The sequence below is a fragment of the Nocardioides alpinus genome (genome assembly GCF_900112035.1).
Taxonomy (GTDB): domain Bacteria; phylum Actinomycetota; class Actinomycetes; order Propionibacteriales; family Nocardioidaceae; genus Nocardioides; species Nocardioides alpinus.
The window spans coordinates 1,013,284-1,036,867 of record NZ_FOKC01000001.1; the positions used below are offsets into that span (position 1 = coordinate 1,013,284).

Below are 23,584 nucleotides of genomic sequence, written 5' to 3' on the forward strand. Positions count from 1 at the left end.
CCTCGGACTTCCGCGTCACCCTAGTGCCTGCCCCGGTCGCCCGGCCCGGCTCGCGGCTAGGATCGCGGCCGTCCCACCGTGTGGCAAGGGCTGCAGAGAAGAGGTAACGCGTGTCCGTCGCTGCGGTCGCCCTCCGCCTCTGCGGCGACGCCCCTGACGAGCGGATCCACGCGTGGGTCCGGGCCCTGGGGCGGGTCGACGCACCTCTGCGGTCGCTGCAGCTGCCCGACGTCGCGGACGCCCCCGACGACCTCGATCGCTGGCTCGACGAGACCGGCGTGCAGCGCGTGGCTGCCGACGCGCGGACCGACGCGGTGGACGTGCTCGTCCTCGCTGACGCCACCGCCCTGCCGACACCGTCCTGCCTGCGGCTGCTCGTCGCGGACGCGGCCGGCGGGGCCGCTCTCGTCGGGACCCGCGTCCTCCCGCACGGCGCGGCCGTCCTCGAGCGCGACGGCGCGACGGTGCCCGCGCCGCACGCCTGCGTCGCGGTGCCGATGACGGCCGGCCCGGAGCACCTGCGGGCGTGCACCGCGGCCGAGGCCGCGGCGAGCTCGCTGGCGCACGGGACCGACGTACGACGCCTCGAGGCCGCGGCCGTGCTCGTCGATCAGGCGCCCGCTCACCCCGCACCGCCCGGCGACGTCCCTCCCTACGGGCACCCGGCCGCGCTGCCGTCCTCGACGCTGCACCGCGTGCTCCTCGACGCCGGCCTCACCCCGCCCCGGCTCCCGACCGGCCGCGAGCAGCGCCCGTTCCTGACGGTGATCACCCGGACCCAGGGCACCCGGCTCCAGTGCCTCGAGGAGGTGCTGACCTGCCTGTCCGGACAGTCCTCCCGCGACTTCGAGGTCGTGCTCGCGTGCCACCGCGTCGCCGACGACGCGGTCGACGCGGTGCGGCACGTGGTCGAGACGATGCCCGCCTGGCTGGCCGCCAGGACCCGCCTCATCGAGGTCGAGCGTCCGGGCCGCTCGTCGCCGCTCAACGACGCGCTCGATGTCGCGCAGGGCAGGTACGCCGTCGTGCTCGACGACGACGACGCCGTGGCCCCCGACTGGGTGGCGGCCTTCGCCGCGCTCGAGGCGGAACACCCGGGTGTCGTGCTGCGCTCGGTCGCGCTGGCGCAGGAGGTGCGCCCGGTGCTCGTCGACGACGACGGCCCCCGCGGGCCGGTCCCGGTCGAGACCGGTCCGGCCCACCGGATCTGGCCCGACGCGTTCAGCATGGTCGACCACCTCTGGGACAACGCCTCGCCCCCGATGACCTTCGCCGTGCCGCGCGGGGTGTTCGGCGACCTGGGCCACCGCTTCGACGAGTCGCTCGACACCACCGAGGACTGGGACTTCCTCATGCGGGCCGCTGTCGTCACGGGGGTGGCCAGCACCCCGGCCGTCACCGCCACCTACCGCGTGTGGAACGACGGCGAGGGGTCACGGCACCTGCACGACGAGCAGGTCTGGGCATCGGGTCGCGAGGCGGTCCTGGCCACGCTCGACGGCCTGGCGATCCTCCTGCAACCCGGGGCGGCACGCGAGGTGCGCGACCTCCACCGCGCGCTCGCGGAGGAGACCGCGGAGAAGTTCCGCTTCGCGCGGCTCAACGAGCAGGCGGCCCAGGACCTCGGTGCGGTCAACGAGGCCGTCGCGGCGCTGCGCGAGCAGGTGGCCGAGCTGAGGGAGCGCAACGCGAGGCTGCGCCGGAGGCTGACATGAGCGACCTCTGGGTGCGTCTCCGGAGCCGTCCCGAACCACCCGGCAGCCCGTCGGGTGTCGTGTGGGCGTTCGCGATCGCGGCGGTCTTCTTCTTCATGAGCAACCCGCTCACGATGGTGCCGTTCTTCGGCGACTCGCTGCACCGCTCGATCCTGGTCGCCGTCGGCGCAACCGTGCTGACCCTTCCGTGGATCCGCCTCCCCCGCATCCCGTGGGCCGTGCTGCCCGTCGTGGCACTGATGTACGCCTCGCTGGCGTGGACGATCTCCTGGGACGTCACGTGGGGGGTCTCGATGGTCTACGTGAAGATCGCCCTCGTCGCTTGGCTGTGCTCGTGGTCCACCGACCTGCGCACGATCGCCCACGGCCTGCACCTGGGCGGCGTGGCGGTCGTGATCGGGTCGATCTACGCCTACTGGGCCGGACTCCCGTTCGCCGACGTGCCGGACGGCGCCAAGGGGTTCCTCGCCGGCGTCGGCGCCAACCGCAACATCCTCGGCTACACCCTCGCCCTCGCGTGGGCGGCGGCACTGGCGCACCACCCGCAGGGGCGGCGGGCGCGGCTGCTGTGGAGCGCCGGGATCGCCACCCTCGCCCTCGGCCTGGTGCTCGCCCAGTCGGCAACGGCGTTCGTCTGCGCGGCGCTGGTCGCGGCGCTGGCCTTCGCGTCGACCCGCAGGCACCGCCTCCCGCAGCGCCTCCGGGGTCGGACGGTCCTCGCCCTCGCACTCGGCACGGTCGTGGCCGCGGTCGTCGCACTACCGCTCATCGGTGTCCTGCTGGGCAGGGACTCGGCCACCCTCTCCGGGCGCACCCAGGTGTGGACCGCGATCTGGAACGCGACCTACGGACAGCGCCTCCTCGGGCAGGGCTGGGGGACCACGTGGCCGCACGCGTGGGTCCAGGCGCCCCCCAACCCGGTCTTCGAGTACATCAACGCCAACTACGGGGCCGGGGTCGTGGCGCACGGCCACAACTCGCTCATCGACGTCATGCCGGACCTGGGCTTCGTCGGGATGGGGGCCTTCGCCCTGGCGTACGTCGTGCTCGTGCTGGAGGCCGTACGCCGCTGGTGGCTGACGCCGCTGCACTCCGAGGACCGGGACGTCTGGGCCACCCTCACCGTGCTGCTGGCCGCCGCGCTCATCGTGTACGGCATCAACGAACCTCTGGCGACCACCCCGCTGGGCTGGTTCCTCCTGGTCGTCCTGTCCTCCTCGAGGCAGCGGCGACCCGTGCCGGCCGTGACGTCCCCGGAGCAGGGCGAGGGCCGAGGTCGCGCCGAGGCGCACGGTGTGGCGACCCATCGCCGCCACGTGCGAAGGTAACGCCCATGACGCATGTGCTGGTGACCTGCGCCGGTCGCCGGGTCTCGCTCGTGCGGGCCTTCCTCGAGGCGGCCCACGAGCGCGGCCTCCAGGTGCTCGCCGCCGATCCCGACCCCCTGGCCCCCGCCCTCGTCGACGTCGACCTCGCGGTGCGCGTCCCTGCGCTCGCCGACCCGGCCTACGTCCCACGGCTTCTCGAGGTCATCGGGGAGCACGAGGTCGGGCTGGTCGTGCCGACGATCGACACGGAGCTCCCGCTGCTGGCGCGCCACTCCGAGGACCTGGCGCGAGCCGGCGCCCTCGCGCTGGTGTCGTCCGCTGCCTTCGTCGACGTCTGCGGCGACAAGGCGACGACCGCGGAGGCATTCTCCGCCCGCGGGATCGACGTACCCCGCTCGTGGCTGCCCGAAGACCTGGCCGGCGACACCCTGCCGGAGCTCCCCGACGCCCTCGTCGTCAAGCCGCGCAACGGCAGCTCGAGCAAGGACGTCCACCTGATCGAGCGCGGCAGCGTGCGCCAGACCGTGGACGTGGTGCCCCACGCGATCATCCAGGAGCGGCTGACCGGGCCGGAGGTGACGGTGGATGCGCTGCTGGACCTCGACGGCAGGCCGGTGCACTACGTGCCACGCACCCGCATCAAGACCCTCGGCGGCGAGTCCATCCAGGGAGTCACGCTGCCGCACGACGAGCTCGGGCCGTGGATCGAGCGCGTGCTCACCGCGTGCAGCGAGCTGGGAGCCCGCGGTCCGGTGACGCTGCAGTTCTTCCGCACCGAGCGGGGACCGGTGCTGATCGAGGTCAACCCCCGGTTCGGCGGTGGCTTCCCGCTGACCCGCGCCGCCGGCGGCGACTACCCGGCCTGGCTGCTCGACCAGGTCGCGGGCGCCACGACACCGCAGCGCTTCGGTGACTACCGCGAGGGCCTCTACATGACGCGCTACATGGTGGAGCACTTCACCGACGAGCTGCGCTGGTGATCGGGGCGCCGCGCGGCGTGGTCCTCGACCTCGACGACACGCTCTACCTCGAGCGCGACTACGTACGCTCCGGCTTCGCCGCGGTGGGCGCCCACGTCGCGGCGAGGTCGGACTCCGACGCCGCGCAGGTGGCGGACCACCTGTGGCGCCGGTTCACCAGTGGCGAGTGGGGCAGCCACTTCGACGACCTCCTTGCGTCCGACCCGGCGCTGAGCGGTCGGGTCGAGGTGCTCGAGCTCGTCGAGGTCTACCGGCACCACGTCCCGGAGATCGACCTGCTGCCCGGGGTGCGCGACCTGCTGGCGGACCTGCGCGGCGCCGGACGCCGTACGGCCGTGATCAGCGACGGCGCCCTGGTCGGGCAGCAGCAGAAGGTCCGCGCGCTGGGGCTCGAGGAGCTCGTCGACGGCCCGGTGGTCCTCACCGACGTGTGGGGCCGGGAGGGCTGGAAGCCGCACCCCCGTGCCTTCCTGCACGTGGCACAGGCCTGGGGGTTGGCGCCCGAGGACCTCGTCTACGTCGGCGACAACCCGCACAAGGACTTCGACGCTCCGCGCGACCTCGGCTGGTCCTGCGTCCGGATGCGGATGCCGGGGCAGCTCCACCAGGAGGTCGAGGACCGCCTCGACCCCGACGTCACGGTCGACTCGTGGGCCGGGCTGGCCGAGGTCCTGTCCGTCACACCTAGACTCACCTGACATGGATCGGGGACTGGTGCTCAAGCGTGCCTTCGACCTGGCGGTGTCGGTGCCCGCCCTCGTGCTGAGCCTGCCGGCCCAGGCGCTCACCGCCCTGGCGGTGCGGCTGACGATGGGTCGGCCCGTGCTCTTCCGGCAGCGCCGGCCCGGGCTCGACGGCGAGGTCTTCGAGCTGGTGAAGTTCCGCACGATGCACCACGAGGATCCCGCGCGCGGGCGCACGGACGACGCGTCGCGCCTCACCGCCACCGGGCGGTTGCTGCGCAAGCTCAGCCTCGACGAGCTGCCCTCGCTGTGGAACATCGTGCGCGGCGACATGTCCCTCGTCGGTCCGCGACCGCTGCTGGAGCGCTACCTCGACCGCTACAGCCCCGAGCAGGCGCGCCGCCACGAGGTCCGCCCGGGCCTCACCGGGCTCGCCCAGGTGTCGGGTCGCAACCAGGTCTCGTGGGAGGACAAGCTGCGTCTCGACGTGGAGTACGTCGACACCCGCAGCTTCACCGGCGACCTCCGCATCCTGCTGGCCACCGTCCGGCACGTGGTGCGCGGCACGGGCGTGTCCGCGGACGGTGAGGCGACGATGGCCGAGTTCCGCGGGACCCACGCGCACGGGGACCGCGGCTGATGCGGATCGGTTTCGTCACGCAGTGGTTCCCCCCGGAGACCGGCACCGTCGTCCCCTCGGCCATCGCGGAGGGCCTCCGGGGTGCGGGTCACGACGTCGAGGTCCTCACCGGCTTCCCCAACTACCCCACCGGTCGGGTGATGGACGGCTACCGCGTCCGCCCCTACCAGCGCGAGACCACGCCGTCCGGCATCACCGTGCACCGCGCCCCCCTCTGGCCCAACCACGACTCCCGTGCCGTCGCGCGGATGGCCAACTACCTCTCGTTCGCGGCGGGTGCCAGCGCCGTGGCCCGCACCCGTGTCCCCCGGCCCGACGTGTGGCTCGTCTACTCCTCACCCGCGACGGCGGTGCTGCCCGTCGTACGCCTGCTCCGGCGCCACCGCGCGCCCTACTTCCTGCTCGTGCAGGACCTCTGGCCGGACAGCGTCACCGGCAGCGGCTTCGTCGGAGGCGCGGCCGGGGCGGCGGTCGAGAACGCACTCACCCGCTTCTGCGACGCGACCTACCGGCACGCGGGTGGCATCGGGGTGATCTCCCCCGGCATGCGTCGGGTCCTGGTCGACCGCGGCGTGCCCGACCGGCTGGTCCACGACACGCCCAACTGGATCTCCGACGACCACCTCCTGCCCGACGTCACCCCCGGTGCGGGGCTGCGTGCGGAGCTCGGGCTCTCCGCCGGACGGACCTGGATGTACGCCGGCAACCTGGGCGAGCTGCAGGGCCTCGACGCCCTCGTCGAGGCGTTCGCCCGACGGCCCGAGGCGCAGCTCGTGCTGGTCGGTGACGGCGTCGCGCGCGGTCGGCTGGAGGCACTGGCGGCGCGGCTCGGCGCCACCAACATCCGCTTCGCCGGCTCGGTGGCCACCTCCGAGGTCGGTCGCTGGATCGCTGCCTCCGACGTGCAGGTCGTCTCCCTCCAGGACACGCCGCTGCTCCGGGTCACGATGCCCAGCAAGGTGCAGACCGCCCTGGCCGCCGCCCGCCCCGTGCTCGTCCACGCCGCAGGTGACGCGGCGTCGGTCGTCACCGACGGGCAGTGCGGCTGGGCGGCCAACCCCGGTGACGCTGCTGCGCTCGACTCAGCGATCGGTGCCGGTCTCCGGAGTCCCGAGTCCGAGCTGGAGGCGATGGGCCGGCGCTCGCGCGGGCTCTACGAGGAGCACTACTCCCCGCGGGTCGGGCCGCACCGCCTGGCGCGGGCCCTCGAGTCCGCGGTGGCTGGCCAGCGACGCTGAGCCGCCTCCGTCCGAGCGGTGGTGGAGCCACGTTCGCCGCCTCAGAAATGTGGGTGGCCCACCGCTCGCGGAGGCTGCACGTGGCGAGCCGGGCCGTCAGCCCTGGAGCTCGCGCAGGACCGTGGCCAACGACGCGGTGCTGGTGGCCTCCAGGGACGCCGCGTGCGCCGACCGCGCGTCCCACTCGGCGTCCGCCATGTCGGCGAAGGCCTGCACCGCTGCGCCGACCGCCTCCGGAGAGCCGCACGCGGCGCGGTCGAGCACGACGCCGGCGCCTGACGCCCCGACGTAGGTCCACGGCGTCTGGTCGCTGATCAGGACCGGGCACCCGGCTCGGAGCGCCTCGCCGATGGCGTGACCGAAGTTCTCGCCCCGGGTCAGGAGCGCGAAGAGGTGACTGGTGCGCAGCGCCTCCTCGACCTGCTCGGGGCCGACGGCGCCGACAAGACGTACCTCGACGTGGTCGGGCAGCCGGTCGACCAGCGTCCGGACGACCGCGACGTGCTCCGCGTCCTCGAGCAGTCCCAGGACGTCGAGCCGCACCGGCGTCCGGACGTGGGCCAGACCGCGCACCAGGTCGTCGATCCCCTTGACCGGTGCGACCCGGCCCACGGTGACGACGCGCAGCTGCTCACCTCGTGGCGGACGGGGGGCCGCGGGGGAGCTCCCGACCGGTCGCAGGCGCTCCGGCACCACGGCGGAGCGCGCGCCGGGGAACATCCTCGTCACGTCGGCCTGCTCTCGCTCGGAGCTCACCACCCACACGGTCGGCGAGCCACCGAACCGGACGGCCGAGCGACTGACGCGGAGCAGCCCCGTCCAGACCTTCTTCTGCCACGGCGAGCCGAGGGCCAGGGCGCTGGCCGCCAGCTCCCCGCGCGGGCTGACGAGCAGACGGCCGCGCCAGCGGGTCAGCGCCATCACGACGAGCGGCAGCACGGTGAATCCCTGCGACATGACGGAGTTGACGTAGACGACGTCCGCAGCGCGGACCGTGCGCAGCGCCGCCCGCCACGCCCCCCGGGCGCGCCAGGACAGCGGCGGCAGGTAGGTCACGGGGGTGCCGTCGACCTCGACGGTGCCGACGTGGGGCGCAGGGTAGGGCGCGGTGTCGCCGAGGTCGCGGTCGGAGGTCAGCACGTGCACCTGGTGGTCGCGGAGCGAGTCGACGGCTCCGACGATCCCGGGCACGGGGCCACCCGCCTTGTGGGCCGGGACGTAGGCGGGTGCCAGCACGACCACCTTCACGACGCCCCCTCCGACGGTTCGGCGACGACGGCGTCCACGGTCCCGCGACGACCGAAGAGGCGGTGCAGCACCGCCACTCCGGCTGCTGCGACGAGGAGCGCGAACGGCCCGCGCGTCGCCGCCGCGGCGATCCCGGACGACGGGAGGAGGGCACCTGCCAGGCAGAGCACGAGCCCGACCAGGAGCGGCGCCAGCACGGTCGCCTCGGGCCAGGTCACTCCCCCGACCCGGCGCGCCAGGGAGCGCACCAGGAGCCACAGGCAGGCGTACGTCGTCGCCACCCCGAGGCCGACGCCCGCGAGCCCGAGCGACCGGGTGGCGAGCACCGAGACCGCCGCGCCGACAAGCATCGCCAGCGGGCTCAGCACGGCCAGCACAGCCGTACGGCCGCTGAGCACGACGAGCTGGTAGTGGGCCAGGTAGACGGCGGCGAGCGGAGCGGCCAGACAGGCAGCAGCGACGAGCGGCACCATGTCGCCGACCGAGAAGGAGGCCGGGACGAGCACCGCCAGCAGCCAGGGCGACAGCAGGGCGACCCCGCCGGTCGCCAGTGCGGCGAGCGTCGTCACCAGTGCGGCCGTCTCGCCCAGCTGCTCACCGCGGGTCTCGCGCGCACCCTTGGCGAGCACCGGGAGCCAGGCGTAGGCCACCGCGCTGGTGAGCGTCAGCGCGACGGTCCCGAGGTAGAGCGCGACCTGGGCGCGGCCGCCGTCGCTCCGCCCCAGCACCGCCGCGGCGACCAGGACCCCCACGCCGTTGGCGCTGGCGGTGACGAACTGGTGGGGCACGAGGGGCAGCGACGTACGGACTGCCGCGGTCACGTCGTTCCAGCGCAGCACGACGCGCCCGGACCCGAGGACCTTGACGAGCCCGAACGCGAGGGTGAGCGCGTTGACCACAGCGACGGCCGCGAAGTAGCGACCGGCAGACGGCTGCTCGCCCGCTCCGACGGCCAGCAGGCCGGCGGCCGGAGCCAGGAGGGTCGGCCCCGCGGCCAGCACGACGTAGAACCAGGCCCGCTCCAGCGCGACCGCCCACGCCTGGGTCAGGGCGATGCCTGCTCCCAGACCGCCGGCGACCAGGGCGAGCGAGACGGCGAGGGAGGTCGCCGAGCCACCGAGCGCGACGACGTGCAGCAGGGCCGCCACGACCACCGCGGTGGACAGCGCCGCGACCGTGCCGACGAGCACCAGGCCGCGGGCCCCCTCGGTGCCGGTGGACTCCGCGAGGACGTGACGGGTGATGATCAGCGGCAGGCCGAGGGTCAGCACGACCAGGGACCACTGCATGGTCGTGATCGACACCGAGATCAGGCCGTACTCGTCGACGCCGGCCGCTCGCGTCAGGAACGGCGTCACGAGCAGACCGGCGAGCATGGGTGCGGCGCTGCCCAGGGTGTAGACGGATCCGCGCCCGATCAGGCGGCGACCGGCGCCGCTCATCCGGCAGCACCGGTCGGGGACCGGTGCTCCTCGGTCGCGGCGCCGTCGCGTCCGCGGCGGCGCAGCACCAGCCACACCACGGTCAGCACGGTGAACCCGATGGCGAGCTCGCCGCCCTGGAAGAGCTGGTTGTTGGCGGGGAGGTAGAAGACCAGGATGCAGAGGTAGAAGAACACCGCGGCGGCGAGTGGGTCGCCACGCTCGAGGGTGTCGCGCCAGCTCCGCCCGAGGGCGAAACCGATCAGGGCCATCAGTGCGATGACGCCCGGGAACCCGATGTCCGAGGCGGGGTGGACGAAGAACGTCGACCAGACCATGCCGTCCGGCCAGCCCTGGTCGATGAGCTTGCCGGCGTACGTCCTCGCCTCGATCGCCTCCTCCCGGTCGCCCTGGCCGACCACGCGCAGCAGGTTGTGACGGTAGAACTCCGAGAACCCCAGTCCCCACGTCGGCGTGAAGTCCTCGTCCATCGCGAGCGAGAGGCCGCGGTAGCCGTGGGTGAGGTAGCTGCTGAAGATGAGCCCCTCGGACTGCAGGGACTCCGGGACGACGGCGAAGTAGATGTGGTCCTCGCGCGTGGTGGCGACGTCGATCAGCGCCGTGTCGCGCATGCGCTCGTCGACGGTCTCCGAGCTGCCACCCTCGTCCTCTGCGGCTGCGGCATCCGCGCCGATGCGGCTGTTGATGGTCGTGGCGTAGTAGGCGAAGAAGACGCCGACCACCACCACGATGCCGACCAGCGAGCGGAGCAGACGACCGCGCCGGTCGCGGGAGAGCGAGCTCGCGGCGACCAGCACCAGGAACAGCACCAGCTGCCCACAGAGCTCGGCCACGCCCCGGTTGATGCCCTGCGCCACGGTGAGGGCCACCGACAGCAGCACGCAGAGCACACCCAGCGACCGCGCGACCCGCGACAGCCGCGGCCAGAGGAAGAGGGTCAGCGGGAAGATCAGGATCGTCAGCGGCGCGACGACCATGCGCAGGTAGAGGAAGACCGGCGTGGCCGACTCGTTGAGGTCCTTGTTGCGGGCGTACGCCGCACCGGCGTCGCTCAGCCCGCCCCAGACGTCGGGCAGCCAGCTCCCGGTGGTCGTGCGCGAGACGGGGATGAACAGCAGGAGGTAGACGACCGACGCGGCGATGACGAGCATCGAGGCGTCGAGGGGGCTCCGGACACGGGTCACCGGGGTCCGCCCACGACGCACCGCGAACAGGTAGCCGCCCGCGAGGGCGGCCGTGGCGGCGGCGAGGAAGAGGTGCACCCGCAGCGGTCGCACCAGGTGCCAGTCGATCGGGCCCACGGCGAGCAGGGCCCACGAGACGAGGAACAGGCCGGTCGCCACGAAGAGCGGCACGAAACGTGTCACGCCCTCGAAGCGGAAGACCAGGGGGCGCTCGGTGTCGCTCATCCAGGTGCGGGTCTCGGCGCGCGGCGCGGTGTCGGTCTCAGTCATGGCTCTCCCCAAGAGCGAGCTGCACGATGCGCAGCCCTTGTGTTCGGTGGTTCTTGCGCTCGAGCACGAAGCGCCGGGCACGGTCGCCGCGCTCGTGGAGGGCGGTCCGTCCCAGTGCGGCGGCGCGCTCGAGCGCGGCTGTGACGTCAGCGGCGGACGACCCGTCGATGGTCAGGACGTGCTCGTCGTACTCGGGCGGCATGCCCGGCAGCCGGGTGGTGAGGACTGCGGTGCCCGAGACGAGGTACTCCATGTTCTTGGACGGGAAGGAGTAGGCAGTGAACTCCTGGTCGGCGGGCCGCGGGTTGACCAGCAGCCACGCACGCTGCTGGGCAGCGACGACCTCCGCGTTGGGCGCGGTGCCGCGGAACTCGACGCGCGGGTCCGCCGCCGCGGCCGCCGCCACGTCGGGCGCGAAGTCGCCGCCGCCGTAGACCACGAGGCGGGCCGACGGGTGGTCCCACGCGCGGAAGCCGTCGACCAGGTGGGCCAGGCCGTACTCGCGGCGCAGGGCCCCGGAGTAGAGCACGGTCAGCTGCTCGTCCTTGGCCTCGAGCACGTTGTCGGAGGCAGCCATGTCGGCATCGACCAGCCCCTCCATGACGATCGACGGACGCCCCAGCGGGTTGACCACGTCGTCCATCTGGCGCGTGAGCAGCACGAAGCGGTCGATGGACCGGTAGGTGCGCCCCACCACTCGCCGTACGGCTCGGTAGCGGGCGCCGCTGCGGCTGCTGGCGTCACTGACGTCGGCCATGAAGGTGTAGACGTCTGCGAACACGGCGACCCGGGTGACGCCGCGCGTCGCTGCCAGCACCCCTGGCAGCGCCGAGACGTACGCCGCGTCGACGACCACGAACCGCTGGCGACCACGGGTGCGCAGCCTCCACCTGAGGGCGCCCGCCGCGAGCGAGGCCGCGAGGTGTGCCTGCTTGAGGACGCGGACGTTGGGGAAACCGCGGTGGTCGACCACCAGCGAGGGCCGCGGACGGTCCACGACGCGACGCCACCACCCGCCGCGGTAGAAGGTCGGGGTGGCGCTCCGGCCCACGAGTGAGGTGACCCGCGCCCCGTTGTCGAGGAGTCCGCGCTGGATGAGCGAGTGGAACTTGAACCCGGACTCCGGCATGCCGTAGGTGACCTGCTGCGCGGACGGCAGCAGCTCACCCTGCATCGCCACGAACTGCTCCGGCGAGGGCACGGACGAGACGTAGAGGACCTCCACGTCCGCCGGGGTCACGTCGCCCCCGGAGCCTGACGGATCCCCAGCCAGTTCTCGTAGCGCGCGTGGGTGGACAGGATGAAGCCGACCGCGCGGCGCGAGCAGTCACCGATGCGGTAGTCCTCCGGCACCCGCGAGGCACGATCGGTGTCGGAGACCGCGAAGCGGACCGCCTCCACGACGTTGGTCGCGTCGAGCCCGGTCATCAGGATCGAGGCCGAGTCCAGCGCCTCGGGACGCTCGATCGAGTCGCGCAGCGTGACGGCCGGGAACTCGAGCAGCGACGACTCCTCCGAGATCGTGCCGGAGTCGGACAGGACGCAGAAGGACTGCTTCTGGAGCTTGTTGTAGTCGAGGAAGCCCAGCGGGTCGTGGAAGGTGATGCCCTCGGTGGAGCGGCCCAGCGCGTCGAGCCGCTTGCGGGTGCGGGGGTGGGTGGAGACCAGCACCGGCATCCCGGTCTCGGCGACCACGCCCTCGAGGCAGTCGAGCAGCAGGTTGAGGCGGTCGGGGTTGTCGACGTTCTCCTCGCGGTGCGCGCTCACCAGGACGTAGCCCTGCGGCGTGAGGCCGAGGCGCTCGACGGCGTCGGAGGCGTCGATCGCGTCGGCGTGCGCAGCGAGGACCTCCTTCATCGGCGAGCCGGTCTTGAGGATGCGACGCGGGTGCAACCCCTCGGCGAGGAGGTTGCGACGGGCGTGCTCGGTGTAGACGAGGTTGAAGTCGGCGACGTGGTCGACGAGGCGCCGGTTGGTCTCCTCCGGCACGTTCTCGTCGAAGCATCGGTTGCCGGCCTCCATGTGGTAGACGGGGATGCGCATCCGCTTGGCCATCACGGCTGCCAGGCAGCTGTTCGTGTCGCCCAGCACCAGCACCGCGTCGGGCTGCTCCTCGAGCAGCACCTCCTCGGTCTTGATCAGCACCTCGCCGAGCACCCGGCCCAGGCTGCTGGTGTCGACGTCGAGCAGGTGGTCCGGCGCGCGCAGGCCCAGCTCGGAGAAGAAGATCTCGTTGAGGTTGTGGTCGTAGTTCTGACCCGTGTGCACCAGGACGTGGTCGACGGTGCGGTCGAGCAGCTTGATCGTCTCGGACAGCCGGATGATCTCCGGACGTGTCCCGACGACGGTCATCACCTTGGTCATGCGTCCTCCTGCGGGGCCGGGCGGACGACCGGCTCGTGGATGGTGTCGGGCGCGTCGGGATCGAAGAGCGAGTCGGTCCAGAACAGCGTGGTCAGCACACCCTCGCCGACGTTGGTGATGTCGTGCGACCACATGGTCGGCATGTCGACGACCACGGGCTGCTCGCCGGTGACCGGCAGCTCGACGACCTCGTCGTGGAACATCCGCCGCAACCGGATGACCGCCTCGCCGTCGAGCACGACGAACCGCTCGATCTTGTGGAGGTGGTAGTGGATGCCGCGGGTGACGCCGGGGACCGTCGTGGAGACGAAGGTCTGGCCGCCGCTGCCGTGGGTGCGGACCGTCTCGACCAGTCGGCCGCGCTGGTCGCTCCGGGGCGTCAGCGCCAGGGGGTAGTGGGCAGGGAAGAGCGCGGCCCGGTAGGTGTTGAAGAGGTCGCGCTCGAAGTCGTCGGCCATCGCCGGGACGTCGGCACTGGGCACGTAGGTGGAGTGGAAGCGCTCGAGGGCGTCCCACACCGCCTGCACCGACGTGGGGTGCGCCCCGGGCCGCACCGTCGCGGGAGCGTCGGGGGCCAGCGCGTCTAGCAGCGCCTGCGCCGCACCCTGGGCGTGCAGCAGCTCGATCGGGCGGTCGGCGATCTCGGGCCGGTCGCCGGAGATCGCGCGGTCCACGAAGGTCGCGACGAAGGAGTTGTAGCCGGGACGTCCGTGCTCCCCGAAGAGGTTGGGCAGCAGGACGTCGACGAAGCGGCCGTCCCTGCGGCCGGCCGCCGCCCGCAGCACCTCGGCTGCCTGCTCCTTGCCCGCGGCGTACGCCGACCCGTTGCCCACCTGGATCGAGTTGGCGAAGACGACGGTCACTCCCGTCGTGCCCGCCAGGGCGTCGGCCACTCCCTGCGCCACCGCGACGTTGCCGTCGACCAGCTCGGCGTCGCCGGCACGGTTGACGCCCGCGACGTGGATGACCGCGTCGACGTCAGCCGCGAGGGCGGGCAGGCGGTCCCAGTCCGCGCGCGCGACGGGCACGACCTCGTGGTCGGTCGTGGCGTGGATGCGGCACCGCAGGTGCCAGCCGAGGAAGCCCTCGGCACCGGTGAGCAGGATCCTCACGCGCGCAGCTCCGGGTCGGCGGCGATCTCGGGGATGGTGCGCAGCAGGGCCACGGTCTGCTCGACGTCGAGCGGCGCCACCGAGTCGGAGGCGTAGTCGACAGTGGTGTCGACCTCCTCCTCCCCCTCGGAGAAGTACTTCTCGTACTGCAGCCCCCGGTCGTCGAGCGGCACACGGAAGTAGTCGCCCTGGTCGGTGGCCTTGGCGATCTCCTCGCGGCTCAGCAGCGTCTCGTGGAGCTTCTCGCCGTGACGGGTGCCGATGCGGTGCACCTCGGGCTCGTCCTGGCCGAAGAGTCGCCCGACCGCGGTGGCGAGCGTCGCCACGGTCGTGGCGGCCGCCTTGCGGACGAACAGGTCTCCGGGCTGCGCGTGGGCGAAGGCGTGCTTGACCAGGTCGACCGAGTCGTCGAGCGACATCAGGAAGCGCGTCATCCGCGGGTCGGTGATGGTGAGCGGCTTGCCCTCGCGCAGCAGCGAGATGAAGGCCGGGATCACCGAGCCGCGGGAGTACATGACGTTGCCGTAGCGGGTGACCGACACGGTCATGTCGTGGTCGGGGTGGTTGCGGGCGAAGGCCTGCGCGGTCTTCTCCATGAGGGCCTTCGACATGCCCATCGCGTTGACGGGGTAGACCGCCTTGTCCGTGCTCAGCAGCACGACCGAGCGGACGCCGGCCGCTGCGCTCGCCTCGATGACGTTGTGGCTGCCGACGACGTTGGTCTTGACCGCCTGCTGGGGGAAGAACTCGCACGACGGGACCTGCTTGAGCGCAGCGGCGTGGAAGACGAAGTCGGCGTCCAGCACCGCCGTACGGACGCTGTCGGGGTCGCGCACGTCACCGAGGAAGAAGCGCACCCGCTCGTCGTTGAACGCCCGTCGCATGAGGTCCTGCTTGGCCTCGTCGCGGCTGAAGATGTTGATCCGCGCAGCGCCGTCGTCGAGCAGGTGGCGGGCCATGATCGACCCGAAGGACCCGGTGCCGCCGGTGATGGTGATGGTCCGGCCCGCGACAGAGGTGTCGCTCTCGCTCGGGGGGGTGGTCACAGGGTCTTCCTTTCGAGGAACGTACGGACGTGCGTGACGACCCGCTCGAACTGGTCGTCGCTGAGCGCGGAGCCGCTGGGCAGCGACAGGCCGGTCCGGAAGAGTCTCTCGGACGTGCCGTTGGTGTAGGCGGGCCGGTCGGCGAAGACCGGCTGGAGGTGCATGGGCTTCCACAGCGGCCGGGCCTCGATGTCGGCCTCGGCGAGGTGCAGGCGCAGCTCGTCGGCGGACCAGCCGGTGACCGCTTCGTCGACGACGACGGACGTCAGCCAGAAGTTGTCGTGGTCCTCGCCCGCAGCGGCGTCGACGCCGTCCTGGCCGCCGAACACGGTCAGGCCGTCGACGGGGGCGACGAGCTCGCGGTAGCGGCGGCGCCAGCCGCGACGGCGGTCGAGCATCTGCGGCAGGCGGGCGAGCTGGACCCGACCGACGGCAGCGAGCAGGTTGGACAGCCGGTAGTTGTAGCCGATGTCGACGTGCTCGTAGTGCACGACCGGCTGACGCGCCTGGGTGGCGAGGTAGCGGGCGCGTTCGGCCATCTCGGGGTCGTCGCACAGGAGCGCGCCGCCACCGGAGGTGGTGATGATCTTGTTGCCGTTGAACGACACCACCGCGCCGACTCCGTCGGCACCCGCGGGGCGTCCACCGCGACGCGCGCCGAGCGACTCGGCGGCGTCGACGAGCACGGGTACGCCGTGGCGGTCGGCGGCTGCGCTGACGCCCACGTGGTCGGCGACCTTGCCGAGCAGGTCGACCGGCACGACGGCGCCCACCCGGGCCCCGGCACGCTGCTGGTCCTCGATCGCCTGCTCGACCAGGGCGGGGTCGAGGTTGCCGGTCTCATCGGAGTCGACGAAGACCGGCGTCGCCCCGGTGTAGGTGATCGCGTTGGCGGTCGCGGCGAAGGTCATCGACGAGGTCACCACGACGTCACCGGGCCCGACACCGAGGTGCAGCAGGCCGAGGTGCAGGGCGGCGGTGCCCGAGCTCAGCGCCACGGCGTAGGCACGGTCGGTGGCCTGCGCGAGGTCGGCCTCGAAGGCGTCGACCTCGGGTCCGAGGGGGGCGACCCACCCCGAGCGCAGCGCGCGGACCAGTGCGTCCTCCTCGGCCTGCGTCACGTCGGGGGAGGACAGGTAGGTGCGAGACGTCAACGATCCCCCACTGCGGGTGCCAGGTCGCTGAGCTCCGCGGGGTCGACCGCGGGGACGGCGACGCTGCGGATCATCGGGTGCTCGGTGCCCTGCGGGCACTCCTCGTCGGAGAAGAGTCGCTCGTGCAGCTTCTCCCCCGGGCGCAGCCCGGTGAAGACGATGTCGACACCCGAGGCGTGGGAGAGCTCGATCATCCGCCGGGCCACGTCGAGGATCTTCACCGGCGTCCCCATCTCGAGGACCATGACGTCGCCGGAGCGGCCCATCGTGCCGGCCTGGACGACGAGCTCGCAGGCCTCGGGGATCGTCATGAAGTAGCGGGTGACGTCGGGGTGGGTGACCGTGATCGGCCCGCCCGCCTCGATCTGCGCGTTGAACGTGTGCAGCATCGAGCCGCGCGAGCCCAGCACGTTGCCGAACCGGACGCTGATGAAGTGGCCGACGCCGCGCGCTGCGTACCAGGCGGTGAGCTGCTCGGCGATGCGCTTGGTGGTGCCGAGCACGCTCGTGGAGTCGGCGGCCTTGTCGGTGGAGATGTTGACGAAGTGGGCCACGCGGTGGCGCTCGGAGACGCGCAGCAGGTTGAGCGTGCCGAGGACGTTGGTCTTCCACCCCTCGTCGGGGAACCGCTCGAGCATCGGCAGGTGCTTGAGCGCGGCGGCGTGGAAGACGATCTCGGGCCGGTGCTCGGCGAAGACCTTCTCGAGCGCACCGCGGTCGCGGATGTCGCACAGCACCGTGTTGGGCTCGTCGAGCAGGCCGTGGCCGAAGATCGAGAGCTGGACGGCGTGCAGCGCGGACTCGTCGCGGTCGAGCATGACCATGGCGGCCGGACCGAACTTGTGGACCTGGCGCGCCAGCTCGGAGCCGATCGAGCCGCCTGCGCCGGTGATGAGCACGCGCTTGCCGGTGAGGTAGCCCGCGATCTCGGTGACGCTCGTCGAGACCTGGTGGCGCCCGAGGACGTCGCCGATCTCGACCGGGCGGATGTCGGCGGCGCTGACCTGGCCGCCGATCATCTCCGCCACACGAGGAAGCACGAGGAAGTCCATCCCGGCGGCCTGCGCGGCCTTCTGGGCCCGGTCGATCACGGCACCGTTGGCGGAGGGGATGGCGAGGACGACGACGTCGGCGTCGCGCTTGCTGCCGACCGCAGCGAGCTGCGATCCCGCACCCAGCACGGGGACGCCGCTGATGCGCAGGTGGCGCTTGCCGGGGTTGTCGTCGAGGAATCCGACGACCTCGTCGGCGTCACCGCGCAGGAGGTTGAGCACCTGGCGGCCGGCGTCGCCGGCACCGTAGATCAGCACGCGTCGCCCCGCCGGACGGGACTCGTCGACCTGGAGCCGGTCGCGCAGCCCACGGTAGAAGAGGCGTCCGGCCGCGGAGATCAGCAGCGCCATCGGCGGCGCGAGGACGACCACGCTGCGGGGGGCCGGGGCAGTCATCGACGCGGACATGGCCAGCGTCAGGGCACCCACCACACCGAGCAGGAGCGCGAGACCGATGGCCTCGTCGAAGGACCCGACCAGGTAGCGGCCGCGGTAGAACTTGGTGGCGTACCCGATCGCGAGGAGCAGGGCCGACGCGAGCAGCCAGTAGGCGATGACCGAGTCCCACAGGACCTCGGTCAGGTTGAAGTCGTGGCGCACGCCGATGACGACGGCCGTCGCCAGCGCCCAGGACCCGATGTCCCAGAGCGCGAGGGCTCCCCTGCGCGCGAATGCGTTGTCCATCATCCTTCTCGCCCCCGTGCGTGAAGTTGGCTACTCGTCTATAGGCCCGTAGGGCCAGCCCATGCTAGACCCGTCTAGCCCACCTGGGCGATTCGCACAGCGTGTCCGGGCCCGGGGTCGCACCGCTCAGTCGAGCTGGGTCGCAATCCACTCCTGCAACCCGGCGACCCCGTCTCGCAGGCTCACGCGGGGCTCCCAGTCGAGTCGTCGCACGGTGTCCTCGACCGCGCACGAGGCGTGCCGGACGTCGCCGTCGCGGTACTGGCCGGTGATGTGCGGCTCCGGCGCCGAGTGGTAGCGGGCGACCTCACGGGCGAGGTCACCGATGGTGGTGCGTACGCCGCTGCCGATGTCGACCGTCCGCATGTGGTCGGCCGGCTTGTGGGCGATGGCGGCGACCAGCGCGCTGACCACGTCGTCGATGTGGACGAAGTCGCGGGTGATGTCGCCGTCCTCGTAGAGCGGGATCGACTGGCCCTCGCGAGCAAGCCGCGAGAAGAGCGACACGATGCCGGTGTAGGGGTTGGACAGCGACTGGCGCGGGCCGTAGACGTTCTGGAGCCGCAGCACCGAGAGCCGGGTGTCGTGCGAGCCGGTCCAGGCGGCGAGGATGTGCTCCTGCGCGAGCTTGGTGGCGCCGTAGACGTTGATCGGGTTCGGGTGCGTCCCGGCCACCGAGTTGGGCACGTGCGCGGCCCCGTCGCCGTGGTCCCAGGTGCCCGCCTCCAGCTGGGCGTGGGTGCGCAGGCCCGGCTGGAACGTCGTGCCGTCGGGGTTGCGCCAGACGCCCTCGCCGTAGACGGCGCGCGAGCTGCTCAGCACGAAGTGGCTCGGGACGTGCCCCGCGCGCGTCAGGCTGTCGAGCAGCTGGGTGGTGCCGACGACGTTGACCATCCCGTGGCGGGTGCTCTCCGACAGGGACTGCGCGGTGCCGGTCTCCGCAGCGAGGTGGACGACGGTGTCGGGGCGCAGGTCGGCCACGACCGCGTCGAGGTCGTCGGCGCTGGTCACGTCGCCGACGCGGAGGTCGACGGAGCCGGGCAGGTCGGCCGGCGGCTCGGAACCGGGGTGCACCTGTGGGTGCAGGTTGTCGAGGACGACCCACTGCTCGGCGGAGTCCGCGAGCTGGCGCGCCAGCGTCGTACCGATGAAGCCGGCACCGCCCGTGACGAGGACCCGACCGCCGGCCTGTGAGGGAGAAGGCATGGCGGCAGCCTAGGAGACGCCGGCCGAAACCCGGATGTCGTCGGGGTCCGCGGCTGACACAATCCGGCGCATGCCCACGGAGTCGTACGTCGCCTCCGTGGACCAGCGGTCCCACGTCCGCGGGTTGGTCGAGGTGGGTGCCGCCAGCGTCCTGTGGGGCACGGGTGGGCTCGCGGTCCAGCTGATCCGCGAGCACGAGGCGCTGTCGCCGGTGACGATCAGTGCGTGGCGGATGACGATCGCTGCCGCGGTGCTCGTGGTCGCGCTCCTGGCCCTGCGGCGCGGTGGCGAGCTCGTCGCCCTCGCCCGGACGAGGCCGCGCCAGCTGCTCGTCGTCGGCGTCGGGACCGCCGCCTACCAGGGCTTCTACTTCGTCTCCGTCACCCAGGTCGGCGTCGCCGTCTCCACCGTCGTCAGCCTCGGACTGGCCCCGGTGCTGCTGACCGTCGCCGAGTCCGTACGCCATCGCCGGATGCCGACCGGCACACGTCTGGCCGTCCTCGCTGCGGCGCTGACCGGGCTGGTGCTGGTCAGCGTGGCGGGGCACGAGTCCGCGACCGGCCCGGCCCCGGTGGCCGGGGTGCTGCTCGCGATCGCCTCGGGGACGACGTACGCCCTGACGACCGCTGCCGGTGGCTCCATCAGCCGGGGGACCTCACCGCTCGTGCTCACCAGCGGGATGACGCTGGTCGGTGCGGCGGTGCTGCTGCCGTGCCTGGCGTTCGTCGACGGGCCGCGCGTGACCGGCGACCCGGCCGTGCTCGCCTGGCTGCTCTACCTCGGCGCGCTGACGATGGCGCTGGCCTACGTTCTGCTCTACTCCGGGCTGCGCGTCGTCGCCCCCAGCACCGCCGTGACGGCCAGCCTGGTCGAGCCGGTCACCGCCGCCGTGGTCGCGGCAGTCGTGCTGGGCGAGTCGCTCGGACCGGTCGCGGTGGTCGGGATCCTGCTCGTGCTGGGTGCCGTGGCCGGGCTCGGCAGACCTGCCGCTGCCGCGGGGCCGGTCCTCCCGGACCCCCTGCCGGACCCCCTGCCGGACCATCGGAGCGACTGAGCGCTAGGGATACCTGACCTCGACCAGCACCCAGTCCACGAGCATGCTGTGCCGCGTGCCGCCGGGAAGGGCGTACTGCGGCGCGACGTCCTTGTTGGACAACCTCAGGTGGAAGGGGGCGACGTTGCCCGGCACCCGCCGCGGGTCCGGCGTCGACGCCACGTCGTAGGTGCGGATGCCTCCGCCGTCCGTCGCGGAGTAGAGGACGGTGTCGCCGCCGATCGTGAAGTCGGCGGAGTAGGCCCAGCTGGCCTCCCAGGGCAGGGCGCCGACGGGGAACGACTGCGTCACCGGCCAGAGCTCCGGCGGCAGGCCGGAGAGCTCGCACGCCTCGCTGTCGGTGCCGACCATCTCGTCGTAGCAGATGTGCGAGCCGAGCTGGGCGCCCGTCGGCTTGAGGGGTCCGTAGCTCTCGATGACGTCGATCTCGCGCGGGTCGGTGCCGTTGGGGTGCTGGACCCAGAAGGCGGCGTAGTTGCTGCTCGTGTCGGGCATGAGGAGGCTGGCCGTGACACGCACCTGCGTCCCGGCCGGGAGCGTCCAGCCGGCGTTGGTGCGGATCTGGGCCAGGTGGCCGACGTCGAGCTGACCCAGTCCGTTCTGGGCCGCCCCGTTGGAGCCGAGCATGGCGTGCCACTGCTCCGGCCACACCCCGGCCGGCCCGTCGAAGCCGTCGAAGAAGACCTGCTCCCAGCCCCACGTGGGCGCGGGGTCCGAGTCCACCGTGTCGCCACGCGGGAGGGTCGCCCGGGCGGCCCCGGCTCCGAGCGCGAGGACCAGGGTCGCGACGAGGAGCGCGACCGCTGCGAGGACCGTCGGCTGCCGGAGCAGCTGCTGGCGTGGGCGCCGGGACATCGTCCTCCTGGTGCGTCGGTGTGGGCGGACGTCGGGCGGCGATGCTAGCCGCCGTCGATGAGCTCGGCTCAGCTGAGGATGGTGAGCAGCTGGGTGGCGCGGGTCAGCACGACGTAGAGGGTCGAGCGGCCGGTGGCCGACTCGTCCTCGATCTCCTGCGGTCGCACCACGACGATGCCGTCGAACTCCAGGCCCTTGGTGTCGAGGCCGGTGAGCACCACGATGCGGTCCTCGCCGCTCGGGGTGACGCTGGAGTCGACCGCGGCACGGGCGCCGGCGGCGTGCTCGGCGAACTCGGGCCACGACGCCAGCCAGGCGTTGACCTCGGAGCGCCGGGCGACAGGTACGACGATGCCGACGGTGCCCTCCACCCGCCCGGACGTCTCCGCGACAGCGGCACGCACGGCCGCCTCGAGGTCGTCGACCGGACCGATGACCTGCGGCTCCTCACCCGTGCGGCGTACGGCGTCGGGCAGGTCGGCGTCGAGGCCCACGCGCCCGGCGTAGGCGGCGGCGAAGGAGTAGATCTCGGCCGAGTTGCGGTAGTTGGTGGAGAGGTGGAACTCGTGGAGCTCCTTGCCCTCGAGCGCCTCTGCCCGGGCGGCGGCCGCCTCGGGCGCGTCGGGCCACGACGACTGCGCGAGGTCACCGACGATGGTCCAGCTCGCGGCCCGGCCGCGTCGACCGACCATCCGCCACTGCATCGGGGTGAGGTCCTGCGCCTCGTCGATGAGGACGTGGGCATAGCCGTCGTCCTCGATCCTGTGGGTCGGCGCCGACCAGGACAGCCCGCCGGGGGCGTAGTCGCGCTCGGAGACCGTCGTGAGCTCCTGGAGGTCCACGCCGCCCTCGAGCAGGCCGGAGTCGTCGAGGTCGCGCTCGTCGTCGGTGCGCTGCGGGACGTCGCCGATGGCGTAGCGCAGCTCGTCGAGCAGCGGCACGTCCTCGATGGACAGGTCGCCGGCGCCCCACGACTTGGTGAGCAGGAGCTGCTCCTCACGGGTCACGACGCCCTCGCCGATGCGGGACAGGAACTCCGGCTCGCGCAGCCAGCGGAGCACGGTGAGCGCGTCGAGCGGCGGCCACCACTGCGTGGCGAACTCGACGAACCCGTCGTGCGACAGCATGTCGTCGTCGAACGCGTCGCGGCCACGGTCACGGCCCCGCTCGCCCTTGACCTGGCGCCACATCGCGTCGAGCAGGGTCCGCGCCACGCGCGGGAGCTGGCGGTTGCGACGGCCCTGCGACATCAGCTGGCGACGCAGCCGACCGAGGACGCCCGGGTCGAGCACGATCGTCTCGTCGAACCAGTAGATCCGGAAGCTCGTGGGGGCGCCGGGAGCGTGCTGGCGCGACGTGCGGCGCAGCAGCTCGGCCATCCGGGTCGCGCCCTTGATGTCGGCGACCGCGGGCTCGTCGTGGCGCGATGCCCGGACGCCGCCGACGACCTCGCCCAATGAGCGCAGCGCGACGGCCGTCTCGCCGAGGCTCGGCAGCACGCGCTCGATGTAGCGCATGAAGACGCCGCTCGGGCCGACGACGAGCACGCCGCCACCCTCGTAGCGGCGGCGGTCGTTGTAGAGCAGGAACGCCGCGCGGTGCAGCGCGACCACGGTCTTGCCGGTGCCCGGACCGCCGGAGATCGACACGACACCCTTGCCCGGTGCGCGGATCGCCTGGTCCTGCTCGGCCTGGATGGTGGCGACGATGGAGTGCATCGAGCGGTCGCGGGCGCGGGAGAGCTGCGCCATCAGCGCGCCCTCGCCGACGATCGGGAGCTCGGTCTCGGCCTGGTCGTCGAGCAGCTCGTCCTCGACCCCGATGACCGTGCGGTGCAGCGAGCGCAGCACGCGACGGCGTACGACGCCCTGCGGGGTCGCGGCGGTGGCCTGGTAGAACACGCCGGCGGCCGGGGCGCGCCAGTCGATCAGCAGCACGTCACGCTCGGCGTTGCGCACGCCGATGCGACCGATGTAGCGCGGGAGCACGTCGATCTCCGGGTCGAGGTCCAGGCGTCCGAAGACGAGGCCCTCGTGGGCCGCGTCCAGCTGGGCGATCCGCTTGGCGGCCTGGAAGACCATCGCGTCACGCTCGACGAGGCCGCCCTCGTGCTCCAGCTTGCCGCGACTGTGGCCCTCTGCGGCCAGCGCCCTGGCGTTCTGGGTGGACGCATCGAGCTGGACGTAGACCTCGTCGACGTACTCCTGCTCCGCCGCGATCTCCCGCGTCTCGAGCTCTTCGCTCACACCCTGCTCCTCATCCCCCGATGACCACTGCCCACACTCCCGGGCAGACCGAGAAGCCTACCGCCGGGTGGTCCCGGTCGCCG

19 protein-coding genes are annotated in these 23,584 nt (G+C 72.5%); 7 read left to right on the plus strand and 12 right to left on the minus strand.

Features of this window, described 5'->3' with window-relative positions; genetic code table 11:
* Positions 1–110: 110 nt before the first annotated feature.
* Genes BM127_RS04875 through BM127_RS04900 form a run of 6 tightly spaced genes read left to right on the plus strand, consistent with a single transcriptional unit; the run spans position 111 to position 6,584 of the window.
* Positions 111–1,715 (plus strand): glycosyltransferase family 2 protein, encoded by a 1,605-nt coding sequence (locus BM127_RS04875; RefSeq protein ID WP_091195042.1) that lies wholly within the window; start codon positions 111–113, stop codon positions 1,713–1,715.
* The gene (locus tag BM127_RS04880; RefSeq protein WP_091195044.1) at positions 1,712–3,043 is read left to right on the plus strand and encodes an O-antigen ligase family protein; all 1,332 of its coding nucleotides are present in this window, start codon (positions 1,712–1,714) and stop codon (positions 3,041–3,043) included. The genes BM127_RS04875 and BM127_RS04880 overlap by 4 nt, the downstream gene beginning before the upstream one ends.
* A gap of 5 nt (positions 3,044–3,048) precedes the next feature.
* Complete coding sequence (locus BM127_RS04885) at positions 3,049–4,023, plus strand: ATP-grasp domain-containing protein (RefSeq protein WP_091195047.1); 975 nt, start codon at positions 3,049–3,051, stop codon at positions 4,021–4,023.
* On the plus strand, positions 4,020–4,721 hold the full coding sequence (locus tag BM127_RS04890; protein WP_157829675.1) for an HAD family hydrolase: 702 nt from the start codon (positions 4,020–4,022) through the stop codon (positions 4,719–4,721). The genes BM127_RS04885 and BM127_RS04890 overlap by 4 nt, the downstream gene beginning before the upstream one ends.
* A 1-nt stretch (position 4,722) precedes the next feature.
* Positions 4,723–5,346 (plus strand): sugar transferase, encoded by a 624-nt coding sequence (locus BM127_RS04895; RefSeq protein WP_091195052.1) that lies wholly within the window; start codon positions 4,723–4,725, stop codon positions 5,344–5,346.
* A complete protein-coding gene (locus BM127_RS04900) occupies positions 5,346–6,584 on the plus strand; it encodes a glycosyltransferase family 4 protein (protein ID WP_091195054.1) in 1,239 nt (412 codons plus the stop codon). The genes BM127_RS04895 and BM127_RS04900 overlap by 1 nt, the downstream gene beginning before the upstream one ends.
* A gap of 96 nt (positions 6,585–6,680) precedes the next feature.
* Here the strand turns inward: BM127_RS04900 and BM127_RS04905 are convergent, their stop codons facing one another.
* From BM127_RS04905 to BM127_RS04950, 10 genes are all read right to left on the minus strand, one after another.
* Complete coding sequence (locus BM127_RS04905) at positions 6,681–7,832, minus strand: glycosyltransferase (protein WP_091195056.1); 1,152 nt, start codon at positions 7,830–7,832, stop codon at positions 6,681–6,683.
* Complete coding sequence (locus tag BM127_RS04910; protein ID WP_091195059.1) at positions 7,829–9,274, minus strand: lipopolysaccharide biosynthesis protein; 1,446 nt, start codon at positions 9,272–9,274, stop codon at positions 7,829–7,831. Before BM127_RS04910 ends, BM127_RS04905 begins: the two co-directional genes overlap by 4 nt.
* Complete coding sequence (locus tag BM127_RS04915) at positions 9,271–10,728, minus strand: hypothetical protein (RefSeq protein ID WP_091195061.1); 1,458 nt, start codon at positions 10,726–10,728, stop codon at positions 9,271–9,273. Before BM127_RS04915 ends, BM127_RS04910 begins: the two co-directional genes overlap by 4 nt.
* Positions 10,721–11,968 (minus strand): glycosyltransferase, encoded by a 1,248-nt coding sequence (locus tag BM127_RS04920; RefSeq protein WP_091195064.1) that lies wholly within the window; start codon positions 11,966–11,968, stop codon positions 10,721–10,723. The genes BM127_RS04915 and BM127_RS04920 overlap by 8 nt, the downstream gene beginning before the upstream one ends.
* Positions 11,965–13,092 (minus strand): non-hydrolyzing UDP-N-acetylglucosamine 2-epimerase, encoded by a 1,128-nt coding sequence (gene wecB, locus BM127_RS04925; protein WP_091195068.1) that lies wholly within the window; start codon positions 13,090–13,092, stop codon positions 11,965–11,967. Before wecB ends, BM127_RS04920 begins: the two co-directional genes overlap by 4 nt.
* Positions 13,089–14,204, minus strand: coding sequence for a polysaccharide biosynthesis C-terminal domain-containing protein (locus tag BM127_RS04930; RefSeq protein ID WP_091195071.1), 1,116 nt, complete (start codon positions 14,202–14,204; stop codon positions 13,089–13,091). The genes wecB and BM127_RS04930 overlap by 4 nt, the downstream gene beginning before the upstream one ends.
* The gene (locus BM127_RS04935) at positions 14,201–15,250 is read right to left on the minus strand and encodes a polysaccharide biosynthesis protein (protein WP_091195074.1); all 1,050 of its coding nucleotides are present in this window, start codon (positions 15,248–15,250) and stop codon (positions 14,201–14,203) included. Before BM127_RS04935 ends, BM127_RS04930 begins: the two co-directional genes overlap by 4 nt.
* Positions 15,247–16,404, minus strand: a complete 1,158-nt coding sequence (locus BM127_RS04940; protein ID WP_091195077.1) for a DegT/DnrJ/EryC1/StrS family aminotransferase — start codon at positions 16,402–16,404, stop codon at positions 15,247–15,249. Before BM127_RS04940 ends, BM127_RS04935 begins: the two co-directional genes overlap by 4 nt.
* Complete coding sequence (locus tag BM127_RS04945) at positions 16,401–18,140, minus strand: polysaccharide biosynthesis protein (protein ID WP_175507318.1); 1,740 nt, start codon at positions 18,138–18,140, stop codon at positions 16,401–16,403. The genes BM127_RS04940 and BM127_RS04945 overlap by 4 nt, the downstream gene beginning before the upstream one ends.
* 126 nt (positions 18,141–18,266) lie before the next feature.
* Positions 18,267–19,346: an NAD-dependent epimerase/dehydratase family protein gene (locus tag BM127_RS04950; RefSeq protein WP_091195081.1), complete on the minus strand. Its 1,080-nt coding sequence runs from the start codon at positions 19,344–19,346 to the stop codon at positions 18,267–18,269.
* Between the two features lie 70 nt (positions 19,347–19,416).
* Between BM127_RS04950 and BM127_RS04955 the strand changes: the two genes are divergently transcribed.
* A complete protein-coding gene (locus tag BM127_RS04955; RefSeq protein ID WP_091195083.1) occupies positions 19,417–20,400 on the plus strand; it encodes a DMT family transporter in 984 nt (327 codons plus the stop codon).
* A gap of 3 nt (positions 20,401–20,403) precedes the next feature.
* Here the strand turns inward: BM127_RS04955 and BM127_RS04960 are convergent, their stop codons facing one another.
* Positions 20,404–21,255 (minus strand): LamG domain-containing protein, encoded by an 852-nt coding sequence (locus BM127_RS04960; protein WP_091195085.1) that lies wholly within the window; start codon positions 21,253–21,255, stop codon positions 20,404–20,406.
* A gap of 68 nt (positions 21,256–21,323) precedes the next feature.
* A complete protein-coding gene (locus BM127_RS04965; protein WP_091195087.1) occupies positions 21,324–23,501 on the minus strand; it encodes a HelD family protein in 2,178 nt (725 codons plus the stop codon).
* Positions 23,502–23,584: the final 83 nt, after the last annotated feature.

Coding starts and splice junctions, on each gene's coding strand:
- BM127_RS04880 (WP_091195044.1), top strand. CDS start 1,712: ATGAGCGACCTCTGGGTGCGTCTCCGGAGCCGTCCCGAACCACCCGGC.
- BM127_RS04885 (WP_091195047.1), top strand. CDS start 3,049: ATGACGCATGTGCTGGTGACCTGCGCCGGTCGCCGGGTCTCGCTCGTG.
- BM127_RS04895 (WP_091195052.1), top strand. CDS start 4,723: ATGGATCGGGGACTGGTGCTCAAGCGTGCCTTCGACCTGGCGGTGTCG.
- BM127_RS04900 (WP_091195054.1), top strand. CDS start 5,346: ATGCGGATCGGTTTCGTCACGCAGTGGTTCCCCCCGGAGACCGGCACC.
- BM127_RS04910 (WP_091195059.1), bottom strand. CDS start 9,274: ATGAGCGGCGCCGGTCGCCGCCTGATCGGGCGCGGATCCGTCTACACC.
- BM127_RS04915 (WP_091195061.1), bottom strand. CDS start 10,728: ATGACTGAGACCGACACCGCGCCGCGCGCCGAGACCCGCACCTGGATG.
- wecB (WP_091195068.1), bottom strand. CDS start 13,092: ATGACCAAGGTGATGACCGTCGTCGGGACACGTCCGGAGATCATCCGG.
- BM127_RS04945 (WP_175507318.1), bottom strand. CDS start 18,140: ATGGACAACGCATTCGCGCGCAGGGGAGCCCTCGCGCTCTGGGACATC.
- BM127_RS04950 (WP_091195081.1), bottom strand. CDS start 19,346: ATGCCTTCTCCCTCACAGGCCGGCGGTCGGGTCCTCGTCACGGGCGGT.
- BM127_RS04955 (WP_091195083.1), top strand. CDS start 19,417: ATGCCCACGGAGTCGTACGTCGCCTCCGTGGACCAGCGGTCCCACGTC.
- BM127_RS04960 (WP_091195085.1), bottom strand. CDS start 21,255: ATGTCCCGGCGCCCACGCCAGCAGCTGCTCCGGCAGCCGACGGTCCTC.